Here is a 19,765-nt window from a genome sequence, read left to right as displayed (position 1 = left end):
AAATTATTACATAACTTAATATCAGGGCAGTATTCAACACAACTATAAAACAAAACATTCCGTATAAATAATCACCATCACGTAATAAGCACGGCTACAGTAGTAATACGCACTTGGAAATTACGGACTAACAACCGTTTGGTGTCAGAGCCGTTTTATTATCAATAACAAAATTATTGATGTAGATATGGATATTATTTATTTACCGGAAAGCATAAAATTTTATTACTTTTAAAATATTTGTCTATAATACCCTTTTGAAATAATAAAAATAGAAAGTAGCTCTCATTCTGAAAGACCTGTTATTGTCATACCACCAATAGGTATTACACTTAGTCATACTTTACCACTTATTTATTCATTGCTTTTTGTCTAAACTACAGTATATATTTATTTAAATACATAGAGTTATATTACTGCCAGAAAATAATTATTATAAAAAGAAATGGTAAAAAAATGCATGTAATTGAAATATGCAATTATTGTGAATTCTAAGAAGGTTTTAATGTGATAGGTAACGTACTAGATTTAAGCCAACAATTTCTATTATTAAATAATGGACAAGAACTTGCGATCACTGTTTCGCCGACCGATGAAATCGTTTCTGAGAGCAGATTAACAAAATCCATTAATCAATCGAAATACGCTTCTTTTAAACTTAACGCTGTAGGTATTAAACAAGCAGTCAAAGCCTATGAAGCACTCAACATTCCCGCCAATAAATCATCGGAACCAAAAGTTATTGTGATTGCGAATCGTCTCGATGCACAGTTAACCCTTACCGTCGATGATTTAAAGCTTGAAGCAAAAGCAGAAATAATCAGTGCATACGGTGGACAACCTATCACCTTGGATTTACTTGCAGAAGAAATGAAAGCATTAAAAATTAGTTATGGAATATCTAAAAAAATGCTTCATCTTTTAATCCAAAAATCTAAGAAATCACCACCAGGTACCGTTTATCAAGCAGTTGTAGCCAAGGGAAAGCCACCTATTGATGGTGTCAATGCTAGTTTTGAACGTTTAGTTGAAACGCCAAGTGAACGGATTATGCGCCCGCAAGAAAAAGAAAATGGGCAAGTTGATATGCGAGAGCTTGGTGAGCTAGTTACCGTTCAACCTCACACGCCATTAATGCGAAAAACGCCACATCAAGAAGGCACACCGGGTATAACTATTACGGGTAAACCAATTAAACAGTTTATCGGTAAAGATATAACTTTGAATGTTGGCACAAATACCGAAATTGATCCCAATGATGAAAACCTTTTAATAGCAACTGCTGCTGGGATCCCCCAAAAAATGGATCACGGTATTCGGGTAGATGATGCTTTAATTATTAATAATGTTGATGTTGCTTCAGGTAATATTAATTATAAAGGCGACGTAATCGTTGCAGGGAATATTAGCGATGGAATGAAAGTCAAAGCAACAGGGAATATTACCGTGGCAGGCTTTGTTGAATCGGCAAATATCGAGTGTGATGGCGATTTGTTTGTTGGCCATGGTATTTTGGGACGTAAATTAACCGATTCGGATGCACTTTATTCCTGTCAAATAAATTGTAAAGGTTCAGTGACGGCAACCTTTAGTCAGTATTCCCATATGCATATTGGTAAAAACCTGCTGATTAAAACGCAATTATTACATTGTTTAGTACATAGCAAGGGTAATATTTGTGTTCAGAATGAGAGTGCGACTAAGGGCGTTATTTTAGGTGGACGATTATTTGCCCAACAGGGAATTAATACGATTATTATTGGTTCTTCAGCAGGCACTAAAACACAGCTTGATTTAACCGGACTTTACTCGCAATTAACCGAAACAAAAAAACAAATTGAACTTGATATACCAACACAGCAAGAAAAACTGCACAGTGTCTTTGAAACACGTCAAATGATAGAAGCCGCACCTTTAACTAAAAAAAGAAAAGCAATTGATCAACGTCTTACCTTAATGCAAAAAGAAACAGAAACAACCTTACTCACCTTAGAAAAGCAACAGGAAGAAAACAAAGTTGCACTTGAAGAGTATTTTAATAACATCAAGGTCATTGCCGCGAGTAAGTTATACAGTCAAACATCCATTGCTATTGCAGATAAAACACTGAATACCATACAGAGCTATGGCCCAAGTTGTGTTAGCATCCAGCAGGATGCATTAGTCATTTCACCTTTTCAGAAATAATTTTTAGGTTGATAAATTAAACATGCGTTTAATACACTTTATCAACCGTATTAGCAATAATACGAACGCTTAATCATCGACAAACTTCAAAAAAATCTATAACATACAGCTCCTTCTAGTAAACAGTACAATCTGCTATTTATCAATTACAATTCAGACAGTAATACTAAACATTGAGACACCATACCATTTAAAAAATTACAACTTAAGGAAAGTTAATGTCATTAATAGAATCATTTTTTGGCCTGATCGGCGATCTCACTTGGGGGTGGGCACTCATTCCCTTCCTCGTTATTTTGGGTTTATTTTTTACAATAGCAACGGGGTTTGTTCAATTTAGATTTTTTGGACGTATGTTCCACGTTTTATTACGTAAAAATCAAACCGCTGAAAAGAATGCAATTTCAGGTCGTGAAGCATTATTACTTTCGATTGGCGGTCGTGTGGGCGGTGGTAATATTGCCGGCGTTGCCGTAGCAATTACACTTGGTGGTCCGGGTGCTGTTTTCTGGATGTGGGCGGTTGCTCTTGTTGGCATGGCAACGAGTTTAGTTGAATGTTCACTTGCTCAGCTTTTTAAGCGTAAAGAAAAAGACGGTTTCCGTGGTGGTCCTGCACGCGCCATGATTTATGGTCTTGGTGAAAATTACAAATGGCTTGCATATCTTTATGCGTTTTGTTTAATTGCTTCTTTCGCGTTTGGTTTTAATGCATTCCAAGGTAATACTGTTGCCGGTGCTGTTCAAGATAGTCTCGGTATTGATCGTCTATGGACAGGTATTTTTCTTGCGATTGTCGTTGGCTTTATCATTTATGGTGGTATAAAACGTATTGCTAAAACAGCCGATGTCGTTGTTCCAATTATGGCCGTAGGTTATATCGGTATGGCTTTACTCGTTATTTTAATCAACATTACTGAAATCCCAGCCGTGCTTCATACTATTTTTGCCAATGCATTTGGTTTTGAACAAGCTGTTGGTGGTGGTATGGGTGCTGCGTTAGCACAGGGTTTACGTCGTGGGCTTTTCTCAAATGAAGCGGGATTAGGTTCTGCGCCCAATGTAGCTGCAACTGCCGATGTGACTCATCCAATCAGTCAAGGGATCACACAATCTCTATCTGTTTTCATTGATACTATTATTGTGTGTAGTTGTACTGCATTCATTATTCTATTGGGTGATGTTTATGTTCCTGGCGCACAGGATATTGATGGCGTGGTCTTAACTCAACAGTCATTAGTTTCACACTTTGGCATCTGGTCACAATATTTTTTAACCGGCGCAATATTACTGTTCTCATTTAGCTCAGTTATCTATAACTACTATCTAGGTGAAAATGCATTAACCTTTATGTCAAAAAGTAAAGCCGCTATTCACATTTTACGTATTGCTGTCATTGCAATTGTATTTATCGGCGCAACGGCACCTGCGGCAACGTCGGTTTTCTTTTTCTCGGATCCATTAATGGGCGTATTAGCGTTAGTTAACTTATTAGCACTATTAATGATGTTTCCAACGGCAACACGCTTATTAAAAGATTATCGTGATCAATTGAAAGAAGGAAAGGAACATCCAATCTTTGATTCCGCTAAATTCTCAGATTTGGATATAGACCCTAAGGCATGGCCTAAACAGTAGTTTATTTATACATACAGTAAATAAAAAATTAAAATCCGCGCTGTACTAACATCGCGGATTTTTTATATCAACCAGTAAAATAGATCAGCTAATTACTACAATTGGTATAACAGAGATAACGCTATTTATTTTTTTTAAATTGCTTTGGCACAAACATCAGAGCAATTAATACTGCCGCTATCGCAATACACCCATTAATAATCGGCTCAACATTGACTAACAATGTTGTAGACTTTTCCACAAGCGCTGCTTCAGTCACACCTTGCATCATAATTTGAATAGCTAACTCCCACGCTTTAGCCGTAGAAAGCACCAATGCACAGCCCCATGATAAATTAGGTACTAGCCGTTTTTTATAAAAATCAGTGTATTTATAATAAACATAAATAATAGCGGCAATCGGTATGATTAAAATTGGCGATAACATAATTAAAGTACCCTTTTAATGGACGTAAATATCGAATAATAAGTAAAGTGTATAAATAAGAGGAAATTAAGGAAGATGATCTTACAAGAAAAGAGCTTAGGATAGTCATGTATAAACCTACACTGGATAGCCACTCTAAGCACGTTTATACTCACTTAATGTTTGCCATTAAGTGAGTATAGTAATCTAGTCTTAATGGGTGTCTAAAAAGGCATTTTGAAACCAGGTGGTAAATCCATACCGCCTGTTAAACCACTCATTTTACTTTTATTTACTTCTTCAACACGACGAACTGCATCATTCATTGCAGCAGCAATAAGATCTTCTAACATTTCTTTGTCGTCTTCCATTAAGCCGTCATCAATTTCAACTTTACGGACATTGTGATTACCCAATAAAGTGATTTTAACAAGGCCGGCACCCGATTCACCGGTTACTTCCGTATTTGCAATTTCAGCCTGTGCTTTTTGCATATTTTCTTGCATTTCTTGGGCTTTTTTCATTAAATCGCCCATTCCAGCTTTATTGAACATATTTACTCTCTTTTTGAATTGTATTGCTTAACATATTAGTTTGATTATAACGGTATAATCGTATTTTCATAGATTTTTGCACCATAATCCTCAACCCAGGATTTAATATTTGGATCTTTCTCAATATTCGCTTTAGCATTATTTAAATATTGTTGATAAATAGCATGCTCTGACTCCACGGGGGTTAACTGCCCTTCAACTTCTCCGACTTCAATATACATATTTACTTGTTCACCAAAGTGCTGTTTCAGTTTCTGTTGCAGTTGCTCGCAGATTTGCCCATTATTCAGTAAATGCTGCTGTTCTACTTTCAACGTCAAAATAATATTATCTTCAGTGTGTTGCATGACACAATTTTTTGCTAATAATTTAACTAACCCTTTAATATCCATTTTTTGGATAATTAAAGACCAAGGATCGGTTAATTTATCTGCCACATATTCTGCAATATCAACCGCTGGAACATCCAGTTCCTCATCACTGAAAAAAGCCGGTTTTTCCCCACTCGGTATGGTTGATAAAACCTCTGGTGCTGGTTCCGGTTGCACTTCTTTATCAGTGGTTGTCACAACAACTTGCTGTTCAAGATGAGCTGGAAAGTCTGGTTCGTCATCTTGCGCAATATTTTGCTCACCAAAATCATCTTGTAAGTAACTGTCAATAGGCGGTAAAAAATCATCCGGCGGCACTGAATCATGAGACTCATTTTCAAGATAATGTTGTTCCGACGAAATGGGTTCTTCAACGGGATCAGACGGGAGCGAATAAGCATCAACCTTAGTTGCTTTAGATAAAACATCTGGTTCTGATGATGGTGATAAAGACGAAGCAGAAACGACTTGCTCAGCTTCTTTTTTAATTAAGGCGGATACCGGTTTAATATGTGAATCAGCGACAACCGTTTCAGTCGGTTGTTGAGTCGTTGTCGCCTGGGACTTTTTTGCTTGTTCGATTTTCAAACGATGACTGCGTAACATATTGCGTGAATTGGTCACTGACTGAACTTGCACTTCGGGCTCCATTGGCTCAGAAGGAACTTGTACAGGCTCACTGACAATCTTGCTAGGCTCAGCTGAATAAGCTTCAGGTTCATTTGGCTCGGTGAGATCTTCTGGTTGAGTAGGAGCGCTAGTTGCTATAGCTGCAGTAGATGCTTCTGGAATCGGTTCTCGATATTCAGAAGGTAGCATCTCTACTTTAGGCTCCATCTCTACTTTAGGTTCCATCTCCGGTGTTGGTCGTGGTGCTAATGGTTCATGTTCTACAGGTGAAAGAGAATGTTCGACAATAGGTGTTTGCTCAACAACCGGAGTTGGTCCTAATTCTTTTTCTTCTAGTGCAATATAGTTTGCGGGTTTAAAAGCTAACAAACGCATAACGGTCATTTCAAAGGCAATTTTACCATTGGGTGCAAAGGCATAATCTTTATATCCCTGAACAGCAATTTCATAGTAAAGCTGCACCTCTTCGGGTGTTAAACGTTCACCCAATAACTGCGTAGGACTTTTATCTGCATGACTGATTTTATTACGCATTTGTAATAAAGCGATTTTATGGCAAAGCGCGGCAAGTTCTTGGTGGAGCTTAGCAAAATCAGCGCCGAGTTGAACGAACTCTTCGACTTTCTGAAAAACCTTTTCAACATTACCTGACGCAATAAAATGCAGTAAATAATAAAGATGGCTATTATCGATTGTTCCAAGCATTTTTAATACGGCTTGGTATTCAATATTACCCGAGCCAAACGCTAAAGCTTGATCCGTTAAGCTTAATGCATCTCGCATACTACCATTAGCAGCCTTTGATATAACCGTTAGTGCAGCTTTTTCAAAGGTTGCTTTCTCGTGTTGAAGAATTAAATTAAGCTGTTGCTCGATTTGTTCCGGTAATATCGCCTTTAAATGAAACTGAAGACAGCGTGATAATACCGTAATTGGTAATTTTTGAGGATCCGTCGTAGCCAACAGAAACTTAACGTATTCAGGTGGTTCTTCAAGGGTTTTTAATAGCGCATTAAAACTATGCTTAGAAAGCATATGCACTTCATCGATAAGGTAAACTTTATATCGGCCCTGTGCTGGCTTATATTGCACGTTATCAAGTAATTCACGGGTATCATCGACCTTGGTTCGAGATGCGGCATCAATTTCGAGTAGATCAACAAAACGCCCTTCGTCGATAGCTTTACAATGAATACACTTACCACAAGGTGTTGCTGTTACGCCTTGTTCACAATTTAAACTTTTCGCCAATATACGTGCAATGGTCGTTTTACCCACCCCACGAGTACCACTAAAAAGATAGGCATGATGCACCCTATTTTGCGCTAAACCATTCGATAAAGCGGTTAATACATGTTGTTGACCAACCACTTCTTGAAAGTTACGAGGTCGCCATTTTCGTGCTAGAACTTGATAACTCACTAAAACTACTCGCCTTCAAATTCAACTAGAGAGAAATGAGGAACACCTAACGCCGCTAGTTTTTCAGCGCCTTTTAAAGCAGGTAACTCTATCACGAATACCGATTCAATCACTTTCCCACCAGAACGTTGAATTAATTTAACCGATGCTTCTGCGGTGCCTCCAGTCGCTAAAAGATCATCAACCAATAAAATATTTTCACCTTCGTGGATAGCATCTTTATGAATTTGTAATGTGTCCGTCCCGTACTCAAGTGAGTAACCTTCTTGAATGGTATTACGTGGCAATTTACCTGGTTTGCGCACCGGCACAAATCCTGCGCCAATTGCTGCAGCTAACGGTGCTCCAAAAATAAAGCCACGTGCTTCAGTACCAACCACTTTATCAATTTTTTGATCTTTATAACGCTCAACAAATAATGCAATTGTCGCTGAAAATGCCTCTCCATTTTCGATCAAGCTAGTAATATCTCGAAATATAATGCCAGGGAGCGGATAATCAGGAATGCTTTTGATACTGTCTTTAATTAATTGCAGTGTTATTGATGTCATTATTTTTGCTCTTTGTAAATTTCAATGAATATTGGTCAGTCTATGTCAGAAGCCAATTTAGCAATAAAGGGTAATTATTTGCCAGTCTATGTGCAAGTGCTTATCTCATTAATGAGAACTTAAAAGAGAAAAATAAAAATATCGGATTTTTACTCGACTCGGCAATGATAACAAACACTAAAAATCTATTAATAAACATGCGTTAGCATCTTAAAATAGAATCAGTATAATACCACCTTTTGAAATCAAGAAGTAGACCACATGAAAATAACGCTTGCTCCTATGGAAGGGGTAATGGATCACCATATGCGCCATTTATTAACCTCAATTGGCGGGATTGATCTCTGTGTTACTGAATTTATACGGGTGGTTGATTTACGTCTTCCCGCTAAGGTATATCGTCGCCTCAGCCCAGAATTACATAACGGCAGTCGTACGCCATCAGGCACGCCAGTAAGAGTGCAATTGCTAGGCCAAAATCCGACATGCTTAGCTCAGAATGCAGACAAGGCATTACATGTTGGATCCGATGGTATTGATCTTAATTTTGGCTGTCCAGCCAAGGCCGTCAATAAAAGCCGAGGTGGTGCTATTTTACTAAAGTCGCCTGAACAATTATCTGACATTGTGAAAGCCGTACGACAAGCAGTCCCTCATCATCAAACTCTGAGTGTCAAAATACGCCTTGGATATGAAGATAAATCTTTGGCCATCGAAAATGCCATTGCCATTTGCGAAGCTGGTGCCGATGAACTCGCAGTGCATGCACGTACTAAGGAAGAAGGTTATAAGCCCCCTGCGCATTGGCATTGGATTGCGAAAATAAAAGATGAAATTAATATTCCAGTGACCGCTAATGGCGATATTTTTAATTTACAAGATGCACAACGCTGTATGGAAATATCCGGTTGTGATCGTTTAATGATCGGTCGAGGCGCACTTGCAACGCCTAACTTAGCGAATGTTATTAAAGGTACAGAAGAACCTCATAATTGGTCGCAAATATTAATGCTTATGTTGCAATATCTCGATATTCAAACCCAAGGTGATAAAGAAAAATACTTACCTAACCGCATAAAACAATGGCTGACATTTATGCAGATACAGCAACCTAACGCGAGTGTTTTCTTACAACATGTCCGTAAAATCAAAACAACATCGGATATGTTAAATGCTATCAAGGCTGAACAATTAAAGTACTAATTGGGTGTAACTCTCATCATTAGCAAAGAAATTACAATAAATAGTATCTTGTTTTATATTTTCCGCTAAAATTTATTATATATATAATTTTTTAGGAAATTTATGTCATTACCCGTTTTAATTTGTGACGATTCAGCACTTGCCAGAAAATCGATGGCTCGTTCTCTTCCCAAAGATTGGGATATCACAGTAAGTTTTGCAGAGAATGGTGAATTAGGTTTAGAAGCCATTCGCGCAGGCAAAGGCGATGTTGTTTTTTTAGATCTCAACATGCCAGTAATGGATGGATATGGCGTACTAGAAGCTATTTTAAAGGAAGATCTCCCCGCACTTGTTATCGTTGTATCGGGAGATATCCAACCCGAAGCACATAAAAAAGTACGCGAAATGGGTGCGCTTGATTTCATTCAGAAACCCATTATACCTGATGTTTTAATTAACCTACTTGCCTCTTATGGTATTTACAAAGCTGATGTTAATGGCTCACTAAACAATAATAACAACCAACAATCCATTATTTCTCTGCGTGAAGCACTTCAGGAAGTGGCTAATATCGCAATGGGTAAAGCAGGCGATTTACTCGCTCGATTATTAAATGTTTTTGTTTCATTACCGATTCCCAATGTAAACACACTTGAACCAAGCGAGTTATACATGGCATTAAAATCTATTGCTCATGACTCGAGTGTTTCTGCGGTATCGCAAGGATTTATAACCTCTGGTATCGGTGGTGAAGCGATTATTATCTTCCACGATTCGAACTTCACCGATATGGCTAAATTGCTTAATTATCAAGAAGCAGTCAATGACCATATCCAAATAGAGGTCATGAATGATGTTTCAAATATCCTTATCGGTGCTTTTTTAAATGGATTAGCTGAACAGCTGGATATTCACTTTAGCCAAGGGCAACCAAATATTTTAGGACAGCATTGTCAGGTTGATGATTTAATTAAAGAAAGACAAAGCCACTGGCGAAAAACATTAACGATTGAAGTAAATTATCGCATTGAAAATTACAATATAAAATGTGATTTGTTACTCTTATTTACAGAAGACTCAATCGAAACTCTAACCAATAAAATAGGATACCTCTTAGACTAATGAGTAATAGTATTGAACTGAAAGATATTCATTGGCTAGTGGATATGGTGCAAAACATCGATGTTGGCCTTGTGGTACTCGAACTCGACCTCAAGGTCAAAGTATGGAATGGTTTTATGGAAAATCATTCCGGCTTAATTGCAGCCCATGTTGTCGATAAAGACTTAACTGATTTATTTGAAGAACTTCCCATCACGTGGTTAAAACAGAAAATTAATAGCGTTTGTTTATTAAAAAATAAAGCATTTACCACCTGGGAACAGCGCCCATTTGTATTCAAATTTAAAAGTTATCGCCAAATCACCAGTAGTGCTGAATTCATGTATCAGAATGTCACATTCCTGCCGTTAACTGATATAGCAGGCAAAGTGACACAAGTCTGTATGATAATTTACGACGTCACCGATGTCGCGCTCAACAAACAAGCCTTTCAAGAAGTAAATGGGAAGTTGGAAAAACTAAGCCAGATGGATAGGCTGACTAATTTATATAATCATGAACATTGGCGCGGATGTTGTGCCAAAGAATTTAAACGCCAAACTCGAACCAAACAACCCGCTTCACTTATTATGTTTGATATTGACCACTTTAAAAAAGTAAATGATAACTATGGCCACCCCTTCGGCGATGAAGTTATTATTGGTGTGGCAGACTGCTTACGTCATAATATGCGAGAAACGGACCTAGCTGGTCGCTATGGTGGAGAAGAATTCACTCTTCTGCTAGTCGATACTAATTTGGAAAATGCAAAATTAGTTGCAGAACGACTTCGAATTGCCATTGAAGAGCACCCTTTTGTATATCAAAATAAACGTGTGAAGGTGACGGTAAGTTTAGGCATAGCAGAAATCACGAGTAATATTCCTGATTATAAAGCATGGATTAAAATGGCCGATTTAGGGCTCTATATAGCCAAAGATACAGGTCGTAATAAAATTGGCATTAGTGAACATTAAACGAATACAAATTAACATACCTTCTACATAATCGTCGGTATGTTATCGTAATTTAATGTATCAATTAGAAACTTCCCCTACTTAACGGAACTCATCATTTTAATGACGTATAAAAAAACAGCACCGAAGTGCTGTTTTTATTAAAAGTATTCTCTTTCTTTTATTAGTTTAAACCTAGTTTCTCTAGCTCTTTTGCAACAACTTGTGGAGGAAGAGGAATGTAACCATCTTTCTCAACAATTGCTTGTCCTTGTGTAGAAAGAATCATTTTAACAAACTCGCCTTGTAATGGAGTCAATGGTTTATTTGGCGCTTTGTTAACGTAAACCCATAGGAAACGAGAAAGTGGGTATTTACCGCTTACGGCATTTTCTAAAGTCGCTTCAACAAATGGACCTTTCTTAGATAAAGGAACTGCACGAACACCAGCGACTTTATAACCAATACCAGAATAACCGATTGAATTCAAAGATGATGCAACTGATTGTACAACAGAAGCCGAACCTGGTTGTTCATTAACAGAATTTTTGTAATCACCTTTACATAATGCATGGTCTTTAAAGTAACCGTATGTACCCGATACTGAGTTACGACCAAATAATTGAATATCTTTATTTGCCCAGCTTCCCGTTAGACCAACATCCGCCCAACGCGTCGCATTTTTGTCTGCACCACATTTTTGAGTTGCAGAGAAAATCGCATCAACTTGGCTAATTGTTAACCCTTCAATTGGGTTATCTTTGTTTACAAATACAGCAAGTGCATCGATTGCAACGCGAATTGGAGTTGGTTTGTAACCATAATGTTTTTCAAAAGCTTCAATTTCTTTTGACTTCATTTTACGGCTCATCGGACCGAACTGAGAAGTACCTTCAGTTAATGCTGGAGGAGCAGTAGAAGAACCTGCAGCTTGAATTTGGATGTTAATGTTAGGGTAGAAATCTTTAAAATCCTCTGCCCAGAATGTCATTAAGTTTGCTAAAGTATCTGAACCAACAGAAGATAAATTTCCTGAAATACCACTTACTTTCTCGTAAGTTGGCATTGTTGTATCGGCTGCAGATGCACCAACAGTAAATAAAGTGGCTGCGCCTAGTGTAACTGCTGTAGCTAACGTTTTAAGTTTCATTCAAAACTCCATAATAATCATTAATTAAATTTGTATATTTTATTAGTGTATTAATAAAATTTTAGTTACGCCTCCTTGGCGACTGCAGCTAATATGCACCATTTATATGACACTTTAATGACAGACTGAAATAAAAAAAGGCTTATTATGAAATTTCATAATAAGCCTTTTTACAAATAATAATTTTAATTACTTATTAAAACGTCTCACCAGTAACAGAGGTAAAGCAAAAATCCATAACCAAAAACTTGCTCCTCCAGAACGTTCATAACTGTCGTCATCATCATCAGTATTTAATAAATCTGAATCCCAACAATTTGGACTATCATCGGGAGAAGATACAGACGTATTACGAGTTAATTTTAACATGACTTCAGTTGCATTAACTTCATCTTGATAATCATCATCCGTATCATATTTCCACCCTTCAGCAAGCACATAATATTGACCATCAGCATCAGCATCACTGATGACTCGTGCACTACGAATTTTATATAACGGCGAAGTAACTACGCCATCATCGTCTTCAGTACAAATCAAATCATTAATAAACCAGCTTTCATCGTTATCACTACTGTCAGTTCCATTATCATATAAGAAAGCAGATTGCGTTCTAGGCATACCACCTGTTACCGGATGGGTCTGATCATAATCATCAGCCTTACCCACAATAAATCCGCTTTCATTGATATCATAGGCGCGACTATTGGCACCGGTTTTAGAACTGCTGTCACCATCATTTTTTTGTTCTGTTGTTAATACTTTTTTATTTTTTAATGGAAAATCAATCTCTTCAGTATCAAGATCATAAACAAAAAATTCTGTTGGTTTATTCACCGATTTAGCAGCACTGTATTCTCGATTACCGATCACCATTACATCATCATCGTCACCATCAGTTATAGCAAGTGCCCAACTATTATAAATAGTATCGCCATCATCATCATCGACATCATCAACGGCATCGGTTAATTCAACGGGTACTCCGTAGTAAATATCACCGCCACTATAGACAGTTCCGCTTTCATCAGCATAAACATTGTCACTCGTATCGTAGGAATCATCGCCGTTATCATCAAAGTAAGGCGTCATAATAATTGCACGTTGACGTCCTCCCGTTGCACTGGAACTTTTTTCAAATGTCGAAACACCAACTGCAATACCCGATGCGTTAATATCTAATGCACTCGCACTATAGGTAATATTTGAATCATCGTTATCTTCATTGTCATCTAGCCATTCGCTAGCTAATTCAAATCCTGTTAATTCAACATCGGCTGTTGAACTAACATTGACGTTTGATGAACTATCAATAATTTCCCAAGCCCAAGCCTGTGTATCAAATCCCGAACAATAAACTAAATTATTCAATGTACCTTCTTCGTCATCATCATAATCATCGAAACCGTAACAATAATTATAATAATCTTGCACATCGTCATCATCGTCATCTTCTGGATAGGAGATGCTACTTGCACCAACAACAAGCGTTGTTGTGTAATCATCAATAGTGACTTCCTTTACTTTATAAGCACTACTCAAACCACCATTTGCATCATCTGCATCGTCATCGTCCGTATCTTCATAAAAATCGGGCAACAAAGACGTCACATAATCACTATCGCTATATTTAATAAATGCTCGACGCACGAAATCACGTTGATATTCACTATCATCGGAAGAATATGAATAAGCATCTGTAGAAAAACCGACTACAAATTGATCATCGCCATTATCTCCCATCACATCAGTGACTTTAACGTCGGTATCATAATCACCTTCGTCATAGGGTAAAATCGACGTATTATCATTATCGTAGGTTGTTGTATCAATACCCGTATCTGAATCAGTTGTTGTACTATCAACGTCACCTGTATCTGATGTATTAATGACATTCGCCATCATGTAACTGCTGTAATCGTCATCGGGGGCATCTGCAAGCGCATTTCGCCACGCTTGATATGCATTTTCATAACTCAACGCATCGGTGTCTTCAGAACCATAAAACTCTAGATCACAAAACACATCGGCATATTGACAGCCACGGTTGAAAGTAAAAGGCAATCCCATATCAATATCTCGAGACAGCAGAGATTTCATTGAATAAGTACCGATTAATGACCCATCATCGGAAATTGCTGAAGGATATGGACCATAGTTAGCATCGGTCGCCTCAACATTAATTTCTTCAACACTAAAATAAGGATCTGTTGAGGCCCAACTACTTGTTGCCATAACTAAGCTAAGACTTGTAATAGCTATTCTAAATCTCATTTAAGCACTTTCTCCGTTTTTAAACTCTTCCAACTCTTCCCAACGCAGAAACGCATCTTCAAGTTGTTGTTCTGTATCAGCTAACTCAGCTAAGAATTTATCTGCATCATTTTTAGATTTATTAAAAAACTCAGCAGTATTAATTGTTTCTTGAAGTGAAGCCACCTTGGTTTCTAATTCTTCTAATAATCGAGGTAAACCATCAAGTTCAAGTTGTAATTTATAAGATAGTTTTTTCTTAGCTGTTGCTTTAGCCGGCGTTTTATCTTTTTTTACTTGCGCCTTAGCATCACTAATAACTGGTTGTCTTGCTTCTTCGCTCTGCGCTTTATGGCGAACAGCATCACTATAGCCACCAACAAATTGATCAATGTTGCCATTACCATCAAAAAACCAAGTATGGGTTACCGTATTATCAACAAAACTACGGTCGTGACTCACCAGTAATAACGTGCCTTGATAGTTAGCAAGTAACTCTTCTAATAATTCCAAGGTTTCGACATCAAGATCATTGGTTGGTTCATCGAGGATTAATAAATTATTGGGTTTTAAGAAGATTTTGGCTAATAACAATCGGTTCTTTTCGCCACCCGAAAGTGCTTTAACCGGAGTTCGCGCACGAACAGGATGAAATAAGAAGTCCTGCAAATAGCCTAACACATGACGTTTAAGGCCATTTACCTCAACTTCTTGCTTACCTTCAGCAAGGTTATCCATCACCGACTTTTCAGGATCTAAGGTATCACGGTATTGATCGAAGTAAGCCACTTCCAATTTTGTTCCACATTTAACAGTGCCTTTATCTGGTTGTAATTGATCTAAAAACAGTTTTAAGACTGTACTTTTACCACAACCATTTCGTCCAACTAACGCAATTTTATCACCACGCATAATCGTGGTAGAAAAGTCTCTAACAATACATAAATCGTCATAACTGTAAGCAACATTTTCTGCTTCGAAAATGATTTTCCCGCTTCGACTGGCAACATCAATATTGATTTTTGCTTTACCTTGCACATTAAGACGCTCGGAGCGTTCATTACGTAATGCTTTTAACGCACGCACACGCCCTTCATTACGGGTGCGACGCGCTTTAATCCCTTGACGGATCCATTTTTCTTCAATCGCTAACTTACGATCGAATTCAGCATTTTGTTCATCTTCAACACGCAACGCTTCTTCTTTCGCAATTAAATAATCATCATAGCCACCAGGCCAGGAACTTAAATTACCACGATCAATATCAATAATACGGGTGGATAAACGACGAATAAATTCACGGTCATGGCTAATAAAAACAATCGAACCTTGAAAACTCATTAAAAATTGCTCTAACCATTCAATAGTACCGACATCAAGGTGATTGGTTGGTTCATCGAGCAACAATAAATCCGGATCATTAACCAGCGCTTTTGCTAGTGCCACTTTACGCAGCCATCCACCAGAAAGAGAATCCAATTTCGTTTCAGGGCTAATTGCCAAGCGATCCAAAATTTGATTAATTTTACTGTCTAACTGCCATGCATCTAATTGATCGATCTGTTCTTGTAATTTTTGTAATTTATTTAATTCTTTTTCACTGCAGTCTTCAGCAATAACCGCTAATTGATGGTTATAATTTTTCAAGACCTCGCCGGCATTCTCCATTCCTGAAGCAACAAAGTCATAGGCACTCATGGTATTTGCAGTTGGAGGATCTTGCTCAAGGCGGGCGACTTTGACATCGTTGTTTATCAGTAAACTACCGTCATCTAACTGAATTCGGCCATCTAATACTTTTAATAGGGTAGATTTACCCGCACCGTTTCGCCCAACTAAACAAACGCGTTCATTTGCTTCAATGACCAAGTTGGACTTATCTAATAATGCGCTATCACCGAAAGCTAGCTCTGCGTTATGTAAAGTTAATAATGCCACGTCAATACTCTTTTTATTGTTAAAATCTGACGCCATTATCCTATTAGGTAACGGCATTCAGTGAATTTAAATTAGGATTAATTATGCTTGGTTAGGATCCAGCACTGATGAATTTTACTGTTACGTTTGAAATCTTCAGGAATCGATGCCTGGCTAATATCTTTAATGTAAAAACCTAAGGCTTTAATTGCTTCGACGTCCAGTTTAAAGCCACGTTTATTATTGGAAAAAATAATTTCCCCTTCTAAATTTAAACGCTCACTTGCCGACGTTAATAATTCAACATGATCATCTTGCACATCAAAAACATCTTTCATACGTTTTGAGTTAGAAAATGTCGGTGGATCAATAAAAATCAGATCAAATGTTTCATGGGCATGTTGTAACCATTTAATACAATCCTGTTGAATAAATTCATGATTTCCCTTAATACCATTCTCCGCAAAATTATCTTCTCCCCATGCCAAATAGGTTTTAGACATATCAACACTGGTCGTTGAACGCGCCCCCCCTAGTGCAGCATGCACGGAAGCCGTTGCTGTATAACAAAATAGATTAAGAAAATCTTTGTCTTTCGCCATTTTAGCGATGCGTAAACGGGTTGGACGATGATCTAAAAATAACCCCGTATCTAAATAATCCTGAAGATTAACAATTAATTTTGCTTGTCCTTCATGAACGACTAAAGACTGCTTTTTACTGTCTAATTTTTCATACTGTTTACGCCCTTTCTGACGCTCACGTACTTTAATCACAAGCTTGTCATCATTTAAATCCAACATATAACGCACCGTGGAAACAACATCAAGAAAACGACGTCGTACCTTACCCGCATCAATTTCCTTTGGCGCACGATATTCTTGAATAATGATGTAATCACCGTAACGATCAATGGCAACATTATATTCGGGTAAATCCGCATCGTACATGCGATAGCATTCTACATTTTCACGTTTTGCCCACTTTTCTAAACGCTTCAGATTTTTAGTTAAACGGTTAGCAAAAGCTTCAGAATAGATAGCAGGTTTAATCTGTTTCGCTTCTTTAAAGACAATTTCCGATTCGCTTTCTTGTCCCATTTCAAATTGATCATCGCCACGCCCCATTGTCCATGGATTTAGTGGCTCATTAGTGGGAGTTTCTAGTACCGGTTTCTGTTCAACATTACGCTTTGCCGATATACGATAATTTTTTAATACACATTCAATGGGGCCATTAAAGAATTTAAAACTTTTCGCTGCACGCATACCTAAACAGCTTAATAGCTCAGTATCCATTGCGAACATAGCCAAATTCCATCCAGCAAAAGCATCCTTAAAATGATGGCCTAATTCAGTATAAAGCGTGATCGTGTCACTAAAGCCACCTAAACGTTCACCGTAGGGTGGATTACTGATAATCATCCCAGTTTCTAACTCTTCCGGCGGCATAACTTTTTTAGCATCGGTAACAGAAAATTCAATCAATTCTGCGACACCTGCTCGTTGTGCGTTTTTACGGGCAATTTCGATCATTTCTCGACTAAGATCCGATGCATAAAAGCGAGTATCACATTGATTAATTGCTCTTTTACCATAGACCTGTGCCGATGTTTTTAAGGTCTTCCAGCATTCATCGTCGTGTTTTTTCCAGCTTTCAAAACCAAAAGTCTGACGTAGAGAGCCAGGCGCAATATTCAACGCCATCATAGCCGCTTCAATAATTAACGTACCGGAACCACACATCGGATCAAGTAACGCTTCTCCCTGCCAACCACTACGTTTAACAATCCCAGCCGCTAAGGTTTCACGTAATGGAGCTTCGCCGGCAATAGTGCGATATCCACGAAGGTGTAATGGAGAACCAGAAAGGTCTAAATAAATAGTCGCCTTATCTTTCCATAATCGACCATTAAAACGAATATCTGCATCGCGTTTTTCTACACTCGGACGTTGGTCGAATTTTTTACGAAAACGATCAACAATTGCATCTTTTATTTTTAAAGCACCGAATTGTGTGTTTCGGATCTCATCGTTACTACCAGAAAAATCAATCGAAAAGGTTTTATCGACATCAAAATGTTCTTCCCAAGGAATTGTGCTACAGCCCATATAAAGATCGAGCGAGTCTAATACTTTGAATTCATTTAATTTTAGTAATACGCGAGATGCAAAACGAGACCACAAACAAACTTTGTACCCCTGCTCTAAAGTGCCATCAAAAGTCACGCCACCATTCATTTGTTTGGTATTTTCAATACCCATTTCTTTTAGCTCAACTTCAAGCAGTGGGGCTAAACCTTTGGCGGTTGGAATAAAGTAACTTAACATAAAGACTCTCAGCAATAATAAGGGGAATAAACAGCGCGTATTATACTCAAACCACTTGGAAATGCGAGCTTCAGCGCAAGTCACGGTAAATAGAGTAATATACGAAAAAAGAAGAAAAATAGAAGGATGATTTTTACATATAAGAAAACCGTTTTTTAAAGTCTACATTTTTATTTTCTGTAAAAACATGAAAGGTTTTATCAACAACAATTTTTTTATTTAATTCAATGGTCATACGCCACGGGCCACATTTATCATCAATAGGAGCCCAAATAGTATCACCCAAATAAAAATCCCAATCATTGTTTTTAATCTGTACTTCACCAGTAAAAGCGGCGCATAACTGCCCTTCCTTATTCGAAATATTAGGATGGTCAATGCAATAAAAAATTTTATTACCACGTGCATGCTTGATATTAACTGTCAAACCAAATTCAATATCTATTTCAGCAGGTATATCAGTCGTAAATGTTTTAATCGTCGGCAGTGCTTTAGATTTTGAATCCCAATGTTCATAAATGCCGTAGGTTTGTAATTTAATAACTGGTTTTTGTTTAGCCATTTTAGTTTTTATTCCTTATAAATAGGCATGAATTAATCTCAGGTAAAAAACAGTGAACTTAATTTAAGGAAATTCTGGCAAAAAAAAAGCTTCAACATAAGTTGAAGCTTTTTTCTGGAATTGGTGCCCGGAGACGGACTTGAACCGTCACGCTCAGAAAGCGAGGGATTTTAAATCCCTTGTGTCTACCGATTCCACCACCCGGGCGGATTACTTAAGTCTTTCTAAGTAAGTGCCGCGTATTGTATAGAAGTTTACTTGAAGCACAAGCACTTATATTAAAATAATCGGTTAAAAGTGGTTAACTGCTTAAAAACAAAACAACCTGGTTAATTAACTTCCACTTAGATAATAGATCAAATGTTTTAGGGCAACTTATATTCGGTTAATTGAATACAAAATAGATGTGCTTACCACTTTACTCTCTCAAAATGAAAACATTGACATCAAACGGTCATATACCCGTTACCAATCAAGATGCGTTTATCAGTCACTAGCTCGGATACCAAGGCAAGGCGTAACATGATGACCTTTCGAGCGATTAACTGCGTTA

Annotated in this window: 14 protein-coding genes and 1 tRNA gene; 5 read left to right on the top strand and 10 right to left on the bottom strand. The window is 37.6% G+C overall.

The genetic code is table 11. The features are described from left to right. The first annotated feature begins 507 nt into the window (after positions 1 to 507). Together ACR30L_RS07500 and ACR30L_RS07495 are read left to right on the top strand one after the other, a co-directional pair. Complete coding sequence (locus tag ACR30L_RS07500; protein ID WP_435237405.1) at positions 508 to 2,187, top strand: DUF342 domain-containing protein; 1,680 nt, start codon at positions 508 to 510, stop codon at positions 2,185 to 2,187. Between the two features lie 218 nt (positions 2,188 to 2,405). After that, positions 2,406 to 3,824 (top strand): alanine/glycine:cation symporter family protein, encoded by a 1,419-nt coding sequence (locus ACR30L_RS07495; protein ID WP_435237404.1) that lies wholly within the window; start codon positions 2,406 to 2,408, stop codon positions 3,822 to 3,824. A gap of 121 nt (positions 3,825 to 3,945) precedes the next feature. Here the strand turns inward: ACR30L_RS07495 and ACR30L_RS07490 are convergent, their stop codons facing one another. The 4 genes from ACR30L_RS07490 to apt all read right to left on the bottom strand — a co-directional run bounded on the left by ACR30L_RS07490 (position 3,946) and on the right by apt (position 7,758). Continuing rightward, on the bottom strand, positions 3,946 to 4,251 hold the full coding sequence (locus ACR30L_RS07490; RefSeq protein WP_435237403.1) for a hypothetical protein: 306 nt from the start codon (positions 4,249 to 4,251) through the stop codon (positions 3,946 to 3,948). 203 nt (positions 4,252 to 4,454) lie between these two features. Next, complete coding sequence (locus ACR30L_RS07485; protein WP_435237402.1) at positions 4,455 to 4,784, bottom strand: YbaB/EbfC family nucleoid-associated protein; 330 nt, start codon at positions 4,782 to 4,784, stop codon at positions 4,455 to 4,457. Between the two features lie 44 nt (positions 4,785 to 4,828). Beyond that, positions 4,829 to 7,207, bottom strand: a complete 2,379-nt coding sequence (gene dnaX, locus ACR30L_RS07480; RefSeq protein ID WP_435237401.1) for a DNA polymerase III subunit gamma/tau — start codon at positions 7,205 to 7,207, stop codon at positions 4,829 to 4,831. Between the two features lie 5 nt (positions 7,208 to 7,212). Then, on the bottom strand, positions 7,213 to 7,758 hold the full coding sequence (gene apt, locus ACR30L_RS07475) for an adenine phosphoribosyltransferase (protein WP_435237400.1): 546 nt from the start codon (positions 7,756 to 7,758) through the stop codon (positions 7,213 to 7,215). Between the two features lie 261 nt (positions 7,759 to 8,019). On the opposite strand from apt, the gene ACR30L_RS07470 reads away from it, so the two are divergent. The 3 genes from ACR30L_RS07470 (at position 8,020) to ACR30L_RS07460 (ending at position 11,021) form a co-directional block, all read left to right on the top strand. Then, complete coding sequence (locus ACR30L_RS07470) at positions 8,020 to 8,961, top strand: tRNA-dihydrouridine synthase (protein WP_435237399.1); 942 nt, start codon at positions 8,020 to 8,022, stop codon at positions 8,959 to 8,961. 102 nt (positions 8,962 to 9,063) lie between these two features. Next, complete coding sequence (locus ACR30L_RS07465) at positions 9,064 to 10,065, top strand: response regulator (RefSeq protein ID WP_435237398.1); 1,002 nt, start codon at positions 9,064 to 9,066, stop codon at positions 10,063 to 10,065. Next, positions 10,065 to 11,021: a diguanylate cyclase gene (locus tag ACR30L_RS07460; RefSeq protein ID WP_435237397.1), complete on the top strand. Its 957-nt coding sequence runs from the start codon at positions 10,065 to 10,067 to the stop codon at positions 11,019 to 11,021. The genes ACR30L_RS07465 and ACR30L_RS07460 overlap by 1 nt, the downstream gene beginning before the upstream one ends. 163 nt (positions 11,022 to 11,184) lie before the next feature. Here the strand turns inward: ACR30L_RS07460 and ACR30L_RS07455 are convergent, their stop codons facing one another. From ACR30L_RS07455 to ACR30L_RS07430, 6 genes are all read right to left on the bottom strand, one after another. Beyond that, positions 11,185 to 12,150, bottom strand: a complete 966-nt coding sequence (locus ACR30L_RS07455; protein WP_435237396.1) for a PstS family phosphate ABC transporter substrate-binding protein — start codon at positions 12,148 to 12,150, stop codon at positions 11,185 to 11,187. Between the two features lie 189 nt (positions 12,151 to 12,339). Then, on the bottom strand, positions 12,340 to 14,424 hold the full coding sequence (locus ACR30L_RS07450; protein WP_435237395.1) for a DUF3466 family protein: 2,085 nt from the start codon (positions 14,422 to 14,424) through the stop codon (positions 12,340 to 12,342). Continuing rightward, complete coding sequence (uup, locus tag ACR30L_RS07445) at positions 14,425 to 16,341, bottom strand: ATP-binding cassette ATPase Uup (RefSeq protein ID WP_435237394.1); 1,917 nt, start codon at positions 16,339 to 16,341, stop codon at positions 14,425 to 14,427. A gap of 77 nt (positions 16,342 to 16,418) precedes the next feature. After that, positions 16,419 to 18,650 carry a bifunctional 23S rRNA (guanine(2069)-N(7))-methyltransferase RlmK/23S rRNA (guanine(2445)-N(2))-methyltransferase RlmL gene (gene rlmKL / locus ACR30L_RS07440; protein ID WP_435237393.1) on the bottom strand — a complete coding sequence of 744 codons (2,232 nt, stop codon included), beginning with the start codon at positions 18,648 to 18,650 and terminating at the stop codon, positions 16,419 to 16,421. A 133-nt stretch (positions 18,651 to 18,783) separates the two neighbouring features. Beyond that, the gene (locus tag ACR30L_RS07435; protein WP_435237392.1) at positions 18,784 to 19,212 is read right to left on the bottom strand and encodes a DUF3859 domain-containing protein; all 429 of its coding nucleotides are present in this window, start codon (positions 19,210 to 19,212) and stop codon (positions 18,784 to 18,786) included. A gap of 121 nt (positions 19,213 to 19,333) precedes the next feature. Continuing rightward, a tRNA-Leu gene (locus ACR30L_RS07430) sits at positions 19,334 to 19,419 on the bottom strand. Positions 19,420 to 19,765 lie beyond the last annotated feature (346 nt).

The sequence above is a fragment of the Psychromonas saccharinae genome (genome assembly GCF_051201515.1).
Taxonomy (GTDB): domain Bacteria; phylum Pseudomonadota; class Gammaproteobacteria; order Enterobacterales; family Psychromonadaceae; genus Psychromonas.
This window is presented reverse-complemented; position numbering and strand designations above follow the sequence as displayed.